The organism is Pseudomonas sp. UBA6562, assembly GCF_002434265.1.
Taxonomy (GTDB): domain Bacteria; phylum Pseudomonadota; class Gammaproteobacteria; order Pseudomonadales; family Pseudomonadaceae; genus Aquipseudomonas.
This window is the reverse complement of sequence record NZ_DJJS01000008.1, coordinates 667,535-681,168: the sequence shown is the minus strand read 5'-3', so window position 1 is coordinate 681,168 and position 13,634 is coordinate 667,535. Positions and strand designations below refer to the sequence as shown.

At 68.0% G+C, this 13,634-nt stretch carries 16 protein-coding genes; 13 read left to right on the top strand and 3 right to left on the bottom strand.

The genetic code is table 11. The features are described 5' to 3' along the window. Positions 1-37: 37 nt before the first annotated feature. Both B4M43_RS18780 and B4M43_RS18775 read left to right on the top strand, forming a co-directional pair. The gene (locus B4M43_RS18780) at positions 38-1,330 is read left to right on the top strand and encodes a c-type cytochrome (protein WP_414707879.1); all 1,293 of its coding nucleotides are present in this window, start codon (positions 38-40) and stop codon (positions 1,328-1,330) included. A gap of 169 nt (positions 1,331-1,499) precedes the next feature. After that, a complete protein-coding gene (locus B4M43_RS18775) occupies positions 1,500-2,144 on the top strand; it encodes a LysE family translocator (protein WP_296268957.1) in 645 nt (214 codons plus the stop codon). Between the two features lie 27 nt (positions 2,145-2,171). Here the strand turns inward: B4M43_RS18775 and B4M43_RS18770 are convergent, their stop codons facing one another. Genes B4M43_RS18770 through B4M43_RS18760 form a run of 3 tightly spaced genes read right to left on the bottom strand, consistent with a single transcriptional unit; the run spans position 2,172 to position 5,143 of the window. Then, entirely contained in the window at positions 2,172-2,492 is a 321-nt protein-coding gene (locus tag B4M43_RS18770) for an AtuA-related protein (RefSeq protein ID WP_296268956.1), read from the bottom strand. After that, positions 2,489-3,850: an acyclic terpene utilization AtuA family protein gene (locus B4M43_RS18765; protein ID WP_296268955.1), complete on the bottom strand. Its 1,362-nt coding sequence runs from the start codon at positions 3,848-3,850 to the stop codon at positions 2,489-2,491. Before B4M43_RS18765 ends, B4M43_RS18770 begins: the two co-directional genes overlap by 4 nt. Beyond that, positions 3,851-5,143 (bottom strand): CitMHS family transporter, encoded by a 1,293-nt coding sequence (locus B4M43_RS18760; protein ID WP_296268954.1) that lies wholly within the window; start codon positions 5,141-5,143, stop codon positions 3,851-3,853. It lies immediately after the preceding gene. A 130-nt stretch (positions 5,144-5,273) separates the two neighbouring features. Between B4M43_RS18760 and B4M43_RS18755 the strand changes: the two genes are divergently transcribed. The 11 genes from B4M43_RS18755 to madM all read left to right on the top strand — a co-directional run bounded on the left by B4M43_RS18755 (position 5,274) and on the right by madM (position 13,610). Next, a complete protein-coding gene (locus tag B4M43_RS18755) occupies positions 5,274-6,167 on the top strand; it encodes a LysR family transcriptional regulator (protein WP_296268953.1) in 894 nt (297 codons plus the stop codon). A 93-nt stretch (positions 6,168-6,260) separates the two neighbouring features. Then, positions 6,261-7,922, top strand: a complete 1,662-nt coding sequence (gene mdcA / locus B4M43_RS18750; RefSeq protein ID WP_296268952.1) for a malonate decarboxylase subunit alpha — start codon at positions 6,261-6,263, stop codon at positions 7,920-7,922. Next, the gene (locus tag B4M43_RS18745) at positions 7,922-8,776 is read left to right on the top strand and encodes a triphosphoribosyl-dephospho-CoA synthase (protein WP_296268951.1); all 855 of its coding nucleotides are present in this window, start codon (positions 7,922-7,924) and stop codon (positions 8,774-8,776) included. The genes mdcA and B4M43_RS18745 overlap by 1 nt, the downstream gene beginning before the upstream one ends. A 2-nt stretch (positions 8,777-8,778) precedes the next feature. Next, complete coding sequence (locus B4M43_RS18740) at positions 8,779-9,078, top strand: malonate decarboxylase subunit delta (protein WP_296268950.1); 300 nt, start codon at positions 8,779-8,781, stop codon at positions 9,076-9,078. Next, complete coding sequence (locus B4M43_RS18735) at positions 9,071-9,925, top strand: biotin-independent malonate decarboxylase subunit beta (protein WP_296268949.1); 855 nt, start codon at positions 9,071-9,073, stop codon at positions 9,923-9,925. The genes B4M43_RS18740 and B4M43_RS18735 overlap by 8 nt, the downstream gene beginning before the upstream one ends. After that, positions 9,922-10,704: a biotin-independent malonate decarboxylase subunit gamma gene (mdcE, locus tag B4M43_RS18730; RefSeq protein ID WP_296268948.1), complete on the top strand. Its 783-nt coding sequence runs from the start codon at positions 9,922-9,924 to the stop codon at positions 10,702-10,704. Before B4M43_RS18735 ends, mdcE begins: the two co-directional genes overlap by 4 nt. 4 nt (positions 10,705-10,708) lie before the next feature. Then, the gene (locus tag B4M43_RS18725; RefSeq protein WP_296268947.1) at positions 10,709-11,314 is read left to right on the top strand and encodes a malonate decarboxylase holo-ACP synthase; all 606 of its coding nucleotides are present in this window, start codon (positions 10,709-10,711) and stop codon (positions 11,312-11,314) included. Further along, entirely contained in the window at positions 11,311-11,442 is a 132-nt protein-coding gene (locus B4M43_RS18720) for a hypothetical protein (protein WP_296268946.1), read from the top strand. Before B4M43_RS18725 ends, B4M43_RS18720 begins: the two co-directional genes overlap by 4 nt. Further along, the gene (gene mdcH / locus B4M43_RS18715; protein ID WP_296268945.1) at positions 11,439-12,365 is read left to right on the top strand and encodes a malonate decarboxylase subunit epsilon; all 927 of its coding nucleotides are present in this window, start codon (positions 11,439-11,441) and stop codon (positions 12,363-12,365) included. The genes B4M43_RS18720 and mdcH overlap by 4 nt, the downstream gene beginning before the upstream one ends. A gap of 59 nt (positions 12,366-12,424) precedes the next feature. Continuing rightward, entirely contained in the window at positions 12,425-12,847 is a 423-nt protein-coding gene (gene madL / locus B4M43_RS18710) for a malonate transporter subunit MadL (protein WP_296268944.1), read from the top strand. Position 12,848: 1 nt separating this feature from the next. Continuing rightward, positions 12,849-13,610, top strand: a complete 762-nt coding sequence (madM, locus tag B4M43_RS18705; protein WP_296268943.1) for a malonate transporter subunit MadM — start codon at positions 12,849-12,851, stop codon at positions 13,608-13,610. Positions 13,611-13,634 lie beyond the last annotated feature (24 nt).

Sequence of the window (13,634 nt, the reverse complement as noted above, 5' to 3'; positions counted from 1 at the left end):
GAAGAACAAATCCCGTTCCATACTGCTCACCTTGCTGGTGGTCGCGCTGGTCATCGCCTTGCTGGCCTGGGGCGTGAGCGTCCTGCTCAACCGCTCCGGCGACCCGACCGCCAAGCTCGAACAGCCCATCACCCCGCAACTGGTGGAGAAGGGCGCATACCTCGCCCGCGTCGGCGACTGCGTGGCCTGCCACACCGCGCCAGGCGGCAAGTCGTTCGCCGGTGGCCTGGGCATCGGCTCGCCGATCGGCACCATCTACTCCACCAACATCACCCCGGACGCCAAGAGCGGCATCGGCGACTGGACCTACGGCGACTTCGAGCGGGCCATGCGCCGCGGCATCAACCACAACGGCGATGCGCTGTACCCGGCGATGCCATACCCCTCGTACGCCAAGATCTCCAACGAAGACCTGCAAGCGCTGTACGCCTACTTCAAGCAAGGCGTGGCGCCCGTGGAGCAGCCGAACAAGGCCAACGACATCCCTTGGCCGCTGTCGATCCGCTGGCCGCTGGCGTACTGGCGCACGCTGTTCTCGCCACTGCCGGACGACGAGGCCAAACCCCTGGTCGCCGTCGAAGGCGCCACTGCGCAGGAGCAACGCGGCGCTTATCTGGTGCAGGGCCTGGGCCATTGCGGCTCGTGCCACACGCCACGTGCGTTGACCTTGCAGGAAACCGGGCTGGACGAGTCGGCCAAGGGCTACCTCACCGGTGGAAACCTCAACGGCTGGGCCGTGCCGTCGCTGCGCGGCATGCCGCACTGGACCCAGGAGCAGATCGTCGACTACCTCGGCACCGGGCGTAACAGCTCAGCCTCGGTGGCTGGCGAGATGAAGGACGTGGTCGCCAACAGCACCTCGCACATGAGCGACGCCGACCTGACCGCCATGGCGGTCTACCTCAAGTCGCTCGAAGGCAAGGAGCGCAAGGTCACCCAAGCCAAACCCGACCGCGACCAGGCCACCACGGCCAAGCTGACGGCGGCCAAGGACCTGACCCTGGGCGAGCGCCTGTACATCGACAACTGCAACGCCTGCCACTTCGTCAACGGCGAGGGCGCGCCGCATGTGTTCCCGCGTCTGAATGGCGCTTCGGTCGTGAACGCCGACAACCCGGGCGCGTTGATCAACGTGATCCTGGCCGGTGCGCAAACGCCTTCCACGGAACGTGCGCCGTCGGTGCTGCCGATGCCGGGCTTCGCCAAGCGGTTGAGCGATTCGGACGTGGCGGAGCTGGCCACCTTCCTGCGCGGCGGCTGGTCCAACGAGTCCGGCGCGGTGACGGCCGATCAGGTCAGGTCGGTGCGTGGCACGCTGCATGGGCAGTGATGGCTGAGCCGTAACGGTGCCTGCGCTGAACGATCATCCGCTCGGGAGTACCTGGGCGGGTGATTTTTTTTGCGTGCGGGAAAGACAGAATGAGGCCGGCTGCGAGGGGCGAGCTGCGTGATAAGCTGCCAAGCCCCTCTGAAATCCCGGTCATGCCTCAGGATCGATCATGCTCGATATCAACAACCTCCCGCTGTTCATGCTGTCCGTACTGCTGTTGTCCATCACGCCCGGCCCGGACATGGCCTATGTCATCGGCCAAAGCGTGGCCAACGGACGACGCGCCGGCGTGATTTCGGCAGCCGGCGTGGCACTGGGCAGTTGCACCCATGCCCTGGCCAGCGTGGTGGGGCTCACGGCGCTGATCGCCGCGTCGCCGTTGATGTTCTCGATCGTCAAGTACGTGGGCGTGCTGTACCTGACCTACCTGGGCGCGAAGCTGATTCTCGGCACGTTCGGCAAAGCGCAGAGCGAAGCCGATCCCGCCGCGGGCATCAAGCGGGGCGCCCGCCTGGGCGACTTGCTGAGCAAGGGTTTCATCACCACCTTGATGAACCCGAAGGTGCTGCTGTTCTTCATTTCCTTCTTCCCTCAGTTCGTGGTGCCGGGCGGCGATCACCACACCGCCTCGTTCCTGGTGCTGGGGTTGGCCTACGCGCTGGTGGCCTTTGCCACCGACGTCACCTTCGCACTGCTGGCGGGCAGTGCGGCGGGTGGGTTGTCTAGGAATCGGGCGTTGCAGGTGTGGATGGATCGTGTGGTGGGTGGGGTGTTCATGGGGTTGGGGATCAGGTTGGCGTTCGTGCGCAATTGAAGCGCCGGTGCCTGTGCGGTATCGCGCTCAGATCTCGAGATCCAACAGCGCCGCCCCCAATGCCTTGCCATGTGCATCCAACGCCAACGACCGCGTCACCCCCCCGCGCAAGATGCCGGGCAACACGAAGTTCAAAGCCCCCAGCTGCGGCAGCGCATACCGCCGAACGGGCGGCCCTGCCGGGCCCAGCAGTTCGGCGAAGTGGGCCGTGACGCGCTCCACCGTCAGCCACTCGGCCAGGCGCGGATAGTCGTTCGGGTCGAAGGCGATCACCGAGATGTTCGAGGTGTCGCCCTTGTCGCCGGTGCGGCTGTGGGCCAGTTCGCGCAGTTTCGTAGCCTTGCTCATGCCATGTCCTCCAGGTGCACCTGCAATGTGACCGCTTCACGCGGCAGCAACAGCGACGCCACCGCCACCACCTGGCGCACTGACTTGCTCGCGCCGCCACCGCCGTAGGGGCCGTTGGTGTAGAGGGTTTCCACCTCGTTGCCGATGCGTACCGCATCGCTTTTGCTGGCGCAGCGCGCCGCCACCCGCAGGCGCACCTCCCAGGGCTCGCCTGCGGCGCGTTGGCCCAGGTCGTTGCCGTGCAGGGCGCTGACGCCGATCAGTTCGGTGCGGAGGTCGTCGCAGGCCACGCCCATCAGTTGCAGGCGCTTGCGCACGATGTCCTCGGCCAGGCGCCCGCGGGCGACCGCGCCGGGGCCGCCGTAGGACATCTGCCCTTCGCCGATCCAACCGTCGAGAAAACCGACCGACACCTTCAAAGCCTCAGGGCGCGTATGGCCGTTTGCGCCCTGTACCCGGACGTGGTCCAGGGCAGTGGTTTGGAACGCCACCTGGGTGAAGTCGGCACTCACGTCGGGAGTGAGGTAGGCGGCCGGGTCATGCACTTCGTACAGCAGTTGCTCGGTGCAGGTGGCAGTGTCGATGCGCCCGCCGGTGCCGGCCACTTTGCTGATCACGGCATTGCCCATGGCATCGATCTCGGCCAGCGGGAAGCCGAGGCGGTGCAGGTCTGGCACGTCCTTGACGCCGGGGTCGGCGAAATAGCCACCGCTGATCTGCCCGGCGCATTCGAGCAAGTGCCCGACCAGGGTGCCGCGCCCGAGCCGCGTCCAGTCGTCTGCGCGCCAGCCGAACTCGAACAGCTGCGGTGCGAGGAACAGCGACGGGTCGGCGACGCGGCCGGTGACCACCACGTCGGCATCGGCTTGCAGGGCTTGCACGATGCCCTCGGCACCCAGGTAGGCGTTGGCCGAGATCAGCCGATCGCCCAGTTCGGCTAGAGAGTCGCCGTTGTCGAGGGTCTGTTGCGGGCGTTGCAGCAGGGTGGCGAGCACATCGTCGCCGGTCAGTGCCGCCACCTTGATGCCGGCCAGGCCCAGGTCGGCCGCGATGCGGCGGATTTCACGCGCGGCGCCCAGCGGGTTGGCCGCGCCCATGTTGGTGACGATGCGCAGACGCCGCCGCGTGCTGTCGCCTGTGCCGACATAGGGCAGCACGCGGCGCATGCGCTCGGCCAGCAGCGGGTCGAAACCGGCGTCGGGGTCGAGCAGCCGCGCTTGCTGCGCCAGGGCGATGGTGCGTTCGGCCAGGCATTCGAACACCAGGTAGTCCAGCTCGCCCTGTTGCGCCAACTCGATGGCCGGTTCGATACGGTCGCCCGAGTAGCCGGCGCCGGCGCCGATTCGTATGGTTTTCATTCAGAAAACTCCAATGACCAGGGCGGTCAGGGTCATCAAGACCGAGGCCGCGAACAGGAAGGGGATGGTGAAGCGCTGGTGGTCGGCCAGTTCGATCTTGCACAGGCCCACCAGAAGGAAGGTGGCGGGTGTCAACGGGCTGACCGGGAAGCCGGTGGTGTGCACGCCCAACAGCGACGCCTGCGCCACTTGCATGGGGTCCACGCCCAGGGCTTTGCCGACTTCGGCGACCACCGGCATGATGCCGAAATAGAACGAATCGGGGTCGAACAGCAGGCTCAGGGGCATCGACAGGAAGCCCACCACCGCCGGAATCAATTGGCCGTGCCCGGCCGGAATCTGCCCCACGGCCACCTCGGCCATGGCCTTGAGCATGCCGGTGCCTTGCATGATGCCGGTGAACACGCCTGCGGCCAGAAGGATGCTGGCCATGGTCAGCGCGGTCTTGGCGTGGGCGTCGATGCGCGCCCGTTGCGCGTCCACGTTGGGGTAGTTCAGGCACAGGGCGAGCACGGTGCCGACCATGAACATCACCACCGGGTCCACCACGCCTGCGATCATCACGCCCATCACCACCAGCGTCAGCAGCAGGTTGGGCCAGAACAGGCGCGGCTTGCGCAGCGCGCGTTCGGCCTCGCTGAGCACCCGTTGGTGGGGGGTGACGTCGAGGTGGTCCGGGCCCAGGCCCAGACGCCGTTCTTCGCGGCGCCCCAGCCAGTAGGCGCAGGCGAAGACGAACACCAGCCCGACGATCTGCACCGGAATCAGCGGTTGGAACAGGTCGGCCACCGGCACGTGCAGCGCCGCCGACGAGCGCAGTACCGGGCCGGTCCAGGGCAGAAAGTTGACCCCGGCCGCCATGGCCGTGACGCAGGCCAGGATGCGTTTGTCCATCCCCAGGCGCGTGTACAGCGGCAGCATGGCCGGGATGGTCACCAGAAAGGTCACCGCGCCCGAACCGTCCAGGTGCACCAGCAGCGCCAGCAGGGCCGTGCCCATGACGATGCGGGTCGGGCGGGTGCCGACGCGCTTGAGGATGCGGTCGATGATCGGGTCGAGCATGCCGGCGTCGGTCATGATGCCGAAGAACAGGATGGCGAAGACGAACATGCCCACCACCGGGGCGACGTTCTTGATGCCGGTGATGATGAACGCGCTGGTACTCAAGCCGAAACCGCCGAGCAAGGCGGCGACGATGGGCAGGGCGATCAGGGCGACCAGGGGCGAGATGCGTTTGCTCATGATGCTGACGAGCATGCACAGGATGGTGACGACACCGAGGGTGGCGAGCATGGGGTTTCCTCTCTGGCCTCTGCGTTCGCGATTGCGAGCGGAGGCCCTGTTGTTGTTTTGCAAGAGTAATAACAACGGCGCTACGCTCTGTGAATTGAAATATTCGCCAGGCCTCGTTCGGAAAAACAAAATGAAGAATGCGCTCCAGCTCATCCGCGCCTTTCTCGCCGTGGCGCAGAGCGGCAACTTTTCCAGGGCGGCCGCGGCCCTGAACCTGTCGCCCTCGGCACTCACCGTGCAGATCCAGCAACTCGAAGACTGGCTCGGCGTGGCCTTGCTCGAACGCAGCCCGCGGCATGTGGGGCTGACGGCGGCGGGGCAGAATGCGCTGCTGCCGATGGAGAAGCTGCTGCTCGACCTGGACAACATCGTCGATGCGGCCCGCGACCATGCCGCTTCCCGGCGCGGTGTGCTGACCATCGCGGCCTTGCCGTCGCTGTGTTCCGGCCTGCTGCCAGGGGTGTTGCAGCGCTTTCGCGAGCGCTTCCCCGGCGTCGAGGTGCGGCTGCGCGACGTCGTGGCCCAGCGCATCGACACGCTGGTGCTGGAGCGCGAGGTGGATTTCGGCTTGGGGGTGCAGGCGCGGCCGACCCAAGGGCTGGCCTTCAAGGCGATTCTCGAAGACCGCCTGTGCCTGTACGTGCCGCACGACCACCCATTGGCCAAGCGCCCCGAAGTGACGCTGGCCGAAGCGGCCGACTACCCCATGCTGCTGACCGGCCGCGACAGCAGCGTGCGCAACCTGGTCGAGCGGCTGCTCGCCGACGCGCGGCTGCCGTTGGCGGCGGGGCTCGAGGCCAACTACATGTCTACCGTGCTGGCGCTGGTGCGCCAGGGGCAGGGTGTGGCGCTGTTGCCCGAATCGGCCGACGAGGGCCGTAACGAGGTGAGCAAGGTGGCGGTGGCGCATCCGGGGGTGGTGCGCGAAATCGGCGTGATCACGCGAGCGGAGCAGGTGATGGCGCCGGCGGGGGTGGAGTTCTTGCGGTTGTTGGAAAGCAATGATTTACCTGAGGATCGTTAACCTGAGCGTAACGTTTCGCCCGCTGTGTTGATTGATAGAACCCGTTCGCCGTCCTTAAATGACCTCCACGCAAGCGGACCCGTGGAGCTTCCAATGCCAACAACATCCTCCCCCCCACCGCAATGGTCGCGGCGGCGCGCCGAGAAGCAGCGCCGGCTCGAACAGGTACGCACACTGGCCGACGGTGCGGTGCTGCCCAGCGAGCGCATCGTCGAAGCCCTGCAACGGCTGATCGCCCCCGGCGACCGGGTGGTGCTCGAAGGCAACAACCAGAAGCAGGCGGATTTCCTTTCGCGCTCCCTAGCCAAGGCCGACCCCGAATACCTGCACGACCTGCACATGATCATGCCCAGCGTCAGCCGCGCCGAGCACCTGGACCTGTTCGAGCGGGGCATCGCGCGCAAGCTGGACTTCTCCTTCGCCGGGCCGCAGAGCCTGCGCATCGGCCAACTGCTCGAAGACGGCCTGTTGGAAATCGGCGCCATCCACACCTACATCGAGCTGTATTCGCGCCTGCTGGTCGACCTGATTCCCAATGTCGCGCTGGTCGCAGGCTTCATGGCCGACCGCGAGGGCAACATCTACACCGGCGCCAGCACCGAGGACACCCCGGCGCTGGTCGAGCCGACCGCGTTCAGCGACGGCATCGTCATCGTGCAGGTCAACCAGCTGGTGGACGATGTGCGCGACCTGCCACGGGTCGACATCCCGGCGTCCTGGGTCGACTTCGTGGTGGTGGCCGACAAGCCGTTCTACATCGAGCCGCTGTTCACCCGCGACCCGCGCCACATCAAGCCGGTGCACGTGCTGATGGCGATGATGGCCATCCGCGGCATCTACGAAAAACACAACGTGCAGTCGCTCAACCACGGCATCGGCTTCAACACTGCGGCCATCGAGCTGATCCTACCGACCTACGGCGAGTCGCTCGGGCTCAAGGGCAAGATCTGCCGCAACTGGACGCTCAACCCGCACCCCACGCTGATCCCGGCCATCGAAAGCGGCTGGGTGCAGAGCGTGCACTGCTTCGGCACCGAACTGGGCATGGAACACTACATCGCCCAGCGCCCGGACGTGTTCTTCACCGGCCGCGACGGCTCGATGCGCTCCAACCGCATGATGTGCCAGCTGGCCGGGCAGTACGCCGTCGACCTGTTCATCGGCGCCACCTTGCAGGTCGATGGCGACGGCCATTCCTCGACCGTCACCCGCGGGCGTCTGGCCGGCTTCGGCGGCGCGCCGAACATGGGCCACGACCCACGCGGTCGGCGCCATGCCACACCTGCCTGGCTGGACATGACCGAGCCGGTGACGATGCTCGAACGCGGCCGCAAGCTGGTGGTGCAGATGGTGGAAACCTTCCAGGAGGGCGGCAAGCCCACCTTCGTCGAGCGCCTGGATGCCGTCGACGTGGCGAAGCAGGCCGGCATGCCCCTGGCGCCGGTGATGATCTACGGCGACGACGTCACCCACCTGCTCACCGAAGAGGGCATTGCGTACCTGTACAAGGCGCGCACCCTCGAAGAGCGCCAGGCGATGATCGCGGCCGTGGCCGGCGTCACTGCCATCGGCCTGCGCCACGACCCCAAGGATACCGCGCGCATGCGCCGCGAAGGCTTGATCGCGCTGCCCGAAGACCTCGGCATCCAACGCACCCAGGCGTCGCGCTCGCTGCTCGCGGCCAAGAGCATCGCCGAACTGGTCGAGTGGTCCGGCGGCCTGTACGAGCCACCCGCACGCTTCAGGAGTTGGTGATGAGCGCATTCCTGCATTACGCGGCGCCCTTGCCGCTGTCCCACCGCTTGGCCGACCTGGCCGTCGAAGCACTGATCGACGAAGCCGACCTGTCGCCCAAGCCGGCCTTGGTCGACCGCCGGGGCAACGGTGCCCATAGCGATCTGCACCTGGGCCTGATGCACGCCTCGGCGCTGGCCCTGTGGCCGTGCTTCAAGGACATGGCCGACGCCGCGCAGGCAGTGGGCGAGGTGGGCCAGCCGCTGCGCGAAGCGCTGGGGCGCATCGGCCGCGAAGGCGAGGCGGCGATGCTGGCCACCACTGGCGGCGTCAATACCCACCGCGGCGCGATCTGGGCCTTGGGGCTGCTGGTCGCGGCACATGCCTTGGCCCCCGACGAATCCGATGCCGCCGCCATTGCCGCGCGGGCCGGGCGCATCGCCCTGATCGACGACCGCTTCGCGCCCGTACAGCCCGCCAGCCATGGCCAGCAGGTGCGGCGCCGTTACGGCGCACGTGGCGCGCGCGAAGAGGCCCAGTCGGGCTTTCCCAGCGTGATCGCCCATGGCCTGCCGCAACTGCAGCGCAGCCGCCGCGCCGGCAGCGGCGAACAGCCCGCCCGGCTGGATGCGCTGCTGGCGATCATGGCCCGCCTGGACGACACCTGCGTGCTGTGGCGCGCCGGCCGCGAAGGGCTGGACGCCATGCAGCAGGGCGCGCAAAGCGTGTTGGCCGCAGGTGGCAGCGCCAGCCTGGCCGGCCGCCGCGCCCTGCGCATGCTGGACGACCGGCTGCGCGCCCTCAACGCCTCACCCGGCGGCGCCGCCGACCTGTTGGCCGCCTGCCTGTTCATCGACCCCCTTGGGAGCCACTGAGCATGGAAACCTTGTCTTTCACCTTTGCCGCCGGCGCTCCGGCGAACCGTCGCGCGCGGGTCGGTTGCGTCGGCTCGGGCGACCTGGAAGTGCTGCTCGAACCCGGCACCCACGGCGTGCTGGCGATCAACGTGGTGACCTCGGTCAATGGCAGCGGCCCGCGTTGGCAGCAGTTGTTCCAGCGCCTGTTCGACGAGCAGACCTGGCCGGCCCTGAACATCGACATCCACGACTTCGGCGCCACCCCAGGGGTGGTCCGGCTGCGTCTGGAACAAGGCTTCGAGGAGATCGCCCATGACTGACGTCGCGCACCTGCTGCAAACCCGCAGCTTCGTCGAACTCGGCGCCCGCGAGCGGGCCAAGGCCTTGCTCGATGCCGGCAGCGCGCGTGAGCTGCTCGGGCCGTTCGACCGGCTGATGTCGCCCTGGCTGCCTGCGCAGGGCATCGTGCCGCAGTCCGACGATGGCGTAGTCATCGTCAAGGGCACCTTCAACGGGCAACCGTTGTTGGTGGCCGCCATAGAAGGGGTGTTCCAGGGCGGCAGCATGGGCGAAGTGGGTGGGGCGAAGATCGCCGGTGCCCTGGAGCTGGCGGTCGAAGACAACCGCAAGGGCATCGCCACCGCCGCCGTCCTGCTGCTGGAAACCGGTGGCGTGCGCCTGCAGGAGGCCAACCTGGGCCTGGCGGCCATCGCCGAGATCCAGGCGGCCATCGTCGAGCTGCGCCAGTACCAGCCGGTGGTCGGCCTGATCGCAGGCTCGGTGGGCTGCTTCGGCGGCATGTCGATCGCCGCCGGGCTGTGCAGCCAGTTGATCGTCACCCGCGAAGCCCGCCTGGGCCTCAACGGTCCGCAGGTCATCGAGCAGGAGGCGGGCATCGAGGAATACGACGCCCGCGACCGACCCTTCATCTGGAGCCTGACCGGCGGCGAGCAACGCCATGCCTGCGGCCTGGCCGACGCCTTCGTGGCGGACGATCTGGCGCAGGTGCGCGAGGTGCTGGGCGAGTGCCTGGCCGCCGGCGAACCGCGCCAACCCCGCAGCCGCCGCCATGCCGACTTTCTGGCCTTGCTGGGCACGTTCGGCAGCCAGGTCGAACAACTGGACGCCGCCCAAGTGCGCGCCCTCTATCAGGAGCTACAGCCATGAGCCGAGGATTGCAGTGGATTCGAGCGCTGGCCGCAGGCCGTGAACTGCCTGGCTTTCCCGCCTCGGTGAAGGTCATCGACGGCGAACTGGGCAACCGTCCGGCCCGCTTCGTCGCCGTAGTGCCCGATGCGCAGAACCCGTTCCCGCGCGCGCGCCAAGGCGAGGTGGGGCTGCTCGAAGGCTGGGGGCTGGCCAAGGCGGTCGATGACGCCATCGAAGCCGACGCGGGCGGCCCGGCACGGGTGCTGGTGGCGGTGGTCGACGTGCCGAGCCAGGCCTATGGCCGCCGCGAGGAAGCGCTGGGCATCCACCAGGCCTTGGCCGGTGCCGTGGACGCTTATGCCCGGGCACGGTTGGCCGGCCACCCGGTGATCGGGCTGTTAGTGGGCAAGGCCATGTCCGGGGCGTTCCTCGCCCACGGTTACCAGGCGCAACGGCTGATCGCGCTGGAAGACCCCGGCGTGATGGTGCACGCCATGGGCAAGGCCGCCGCCGCGCGCATCACCCTGCGCAGCGTCGAGGAACTGGAAACGCTGGCGGCCAAGGTGCCGCCCATGGCCTACGACCTCGCCAGCTACGCCTCCCTGGGCCTGCTCTGGGAACGGGTGGCGGTCGAGGCCATCGAGCAGCCCGGCCCCGACGACATCGACAGCGTGCGCGACGTGCTGGTGCGCGCCGTGCAGGACATCGGCGACAGCACCGACCTGCGCTCGCGCCTGGGCGCGCCGAACCGGGCGATGTCGAGCCGGGTGCGCGAGCGCCTGCGCACACAATGGTGAGGCCATGAATCCACACGACCTGCTGTGGGGCCTGCGCCCCGAGCACCTGGCCGCCAACGCCCCCGACTGGGCGCAGCAGGTGCTGCTCGCCGGCCAGCCGGTGGTGGTGCGGCGTGCGCTAGTAGCAGCGGGGCGGGTGGCGGTGGGCGTGCGCGGCGCGCAGCGCTCGCAGCGGTGGGCGGCCGAATTGCCCGTCGCCTGCGTACAGCGCCGGTGCCGGCCCGAGCAGTTGCGTGTCGCCGGTGAGGCCAAGCTGCCCGCATTGCAGGCGCTGCAAGCGGTAGCGCCGTTGCTGGAGGCCACAGGTCTGGGTTGGGGGCCTACCGGCGGCGTGGGCTATCAATTGGCGACCGGCGTAGCGGTATTGCATGGTGACAGCGACTTGGACCTGGTTGTGCGTACACACGCACGTTGGTCGCGTAGCCGAGCGCAGGCATTGTTCCAGGCACTGGCAGCACTGTCGTGCCGCGTCGACCTGCAACTGGAAACGCCCCAAGGTGCCGTCGCCCTGGGCGACTGGGCGGGTACGGCACGACGGGTACTGCTCAAGCGCCACGAAGGCGCCTGCTTGGTCGAGGACCCTTGGGCCTGTGCAGAGGTGCCGGCATGAGCAGCTTGTTCGCCTTCCCCGGCCAGGGCGCGCAGCGGGTCGGCATGCTGCATGAGCTGCCAGGCGCGCCTACGGTGCGTGCGTGCTTGGTCGAAAATCCTCGGGCCTTTGCGGGGATGCCGGCATGAGCAGCTTGTTCGCCTTCCCCGGCCAGGGCGCGCAGCGGGCCGGCATGCTGCATGAGTTGCCAGACACGCTCACGGTACGCGCCTGCCTGGAAGAGGCGAGCGACGCCCTGGGCGAACCGGTGCTGCACCTCGACAGCGCGCAGGCCCTGGCCGACACCCGTGCGGTGCAGCTCTGCCTGTTGGTGATGGGCGTCGCCCAGGCGCGCCTGTTGCTGGAGGACAACCCTGCGCCCGAGTACGTCAGCGGTCTGTCCATCGGCGCCTATCCGGCGGCGGTGGTCGCCGGCGCGCTGGGCTATGCCGATGCCGTGCGCCTGGTGGCCAAGCGTGGCGAGCTGATGCAACGGGCCTACCCCGAAGGCTACGGCATGACCGCCATCCTCGGCCTGGACCGCACTGCCGTGGAACGCCTGATCGAGGCTTCCCCGGCGCCGGTGTTCCTGGCCAACGTCAACGCCGACAACCAACATGTGATCGCCGGCAGCGACTCGGCCATGGCCGCCTGCGCCACCCGCGCACTGGCCCTCGGCGCCAGCGCCGCCAAGCGCCTGACGATGAGCGTACCGTCGCACTGCGCGCTGCTCGACGCACCTGCCCGCGAACTGGCACAAGCCTTCGCCGAAGTACCGATCAAGCGTCCGACCCTGGGCTACCTGAGCAGCACCTGCGCGCGCCGGCTGCACGACCCGCAGGCCTTGCGCGACGACCTAGCCTTCAACATGTGCCGTACCGTCGACTGGTACGCGACCCTGCGCAACGCCCACGAGCGCGGGGTGCGCCTGCTCGTCGAACTGCCTCCCGGTGTGGTGCTCAGCGGCCTGGCCCGGCGCGTCTTCAACAGCGGTACCGTGGTCGCCTGCCAAGGCACCCGCCGCGATACCTTGAATGCCCTGATGCGGCGGGAGGTGAGCAGCGACCTTTGATTGCCCGCATTTCGAAGAACAACAACAAGCAACTTCGACTGAACGTGAGGACAACGACAATGATTATCTACGGTGTGGCATTACTGGCCATCTGCACGCTCGCAGGGGTCATCCTGGGTGACTTCCTTGGCGTGCTGCTGGGCGTCAAATCCAATGTCGGCGGCGTCGGGATCGCGATGATCCTGCTGATCTGCGCCCGTCTGTACATGCAGCGCAACGGCGGCATGAGCAAGGAATGCGAGTTCGGCGTCGGCTTCTGGGGCGCGCTGTACATCCCCATCGTGGTGGCCATGGCGGCGCAGCAGAACGTCGTCACCGCCTTGCACGGCGGCCCTGTGGCGCTGATCGCCGCCGTGGGCTCGGTGCTGGTGTGTGGCCTGACCATCGCACTGATCAGCCGCATGCACCGCGGCGAGCCGCTGCCGCAGGAGCTGCCGGTGGCCGCTGTCGAGCCTGTCGCCGTACCGGCAGGGGGGCGCTGATATGGACCTCATTCTCAAAGCGCTGGAACACAACGGCCTGGTCACCGCGTTCGCAGTGGTGGGCGCGGTGATGTGGCTATCGGTGGTCCTGTCCAAGCGGCTGACGTTCGGCCGTGTGCATGGCTCGGCGATCGCCATCGTCATCGGCCTGGTCCTGGCCTGGGTGGGCGGCACACTCACCGGCGGGCAGAAGGGCCTGGCCGACCTCACGCTGTTCTCCGGCATCGGCCTGATGGGCGGCGCCATGCTGCGCGACTTCGCCATCGTCGCCACGGCCTTCGAAGTGCAGGCCACCGAAGCGCGCAAGGCCGGCATGATCGGTGTGGTGGCGCTGCTGTTGGGCACAATATTGCCCTTCATCGTCGGCGTGGCGGTGGCGTGGAGCTTCGGCTACCGCGATGCGGTCAGCCTCACCACCATCGGTGCGGGGGCGGTGACCTACATCGTCGGGCCGATCACCGGTGCTGCGTTGGGCGCCTCCTCGGACGTGATGGCCCTGTCGATCGCCACCGGGTTGATCAAGGCGATCCTGGTAATGGTGTTCACCCCGGTCTCGGCACGCCTGCTGGCGCTGGACAACCCGCGTTCGGCGATGGTCTTCGGCGGCCTGGCCGGCACGGTTAGCGGTGTCACCGCAGGCCTGGCGGCGACCGACCGGCGCCTGGTGCCTTATGGTGCGTTGACGGCCACTTTCCACACGGGCCTTGGCTGCCTGCTCGGGCCGTCGGTGCTGTACTTCTGTGTGCGCGGGCTGGTGGGCTGAGGCTTGCCCGTCGCAAGCCCTCGG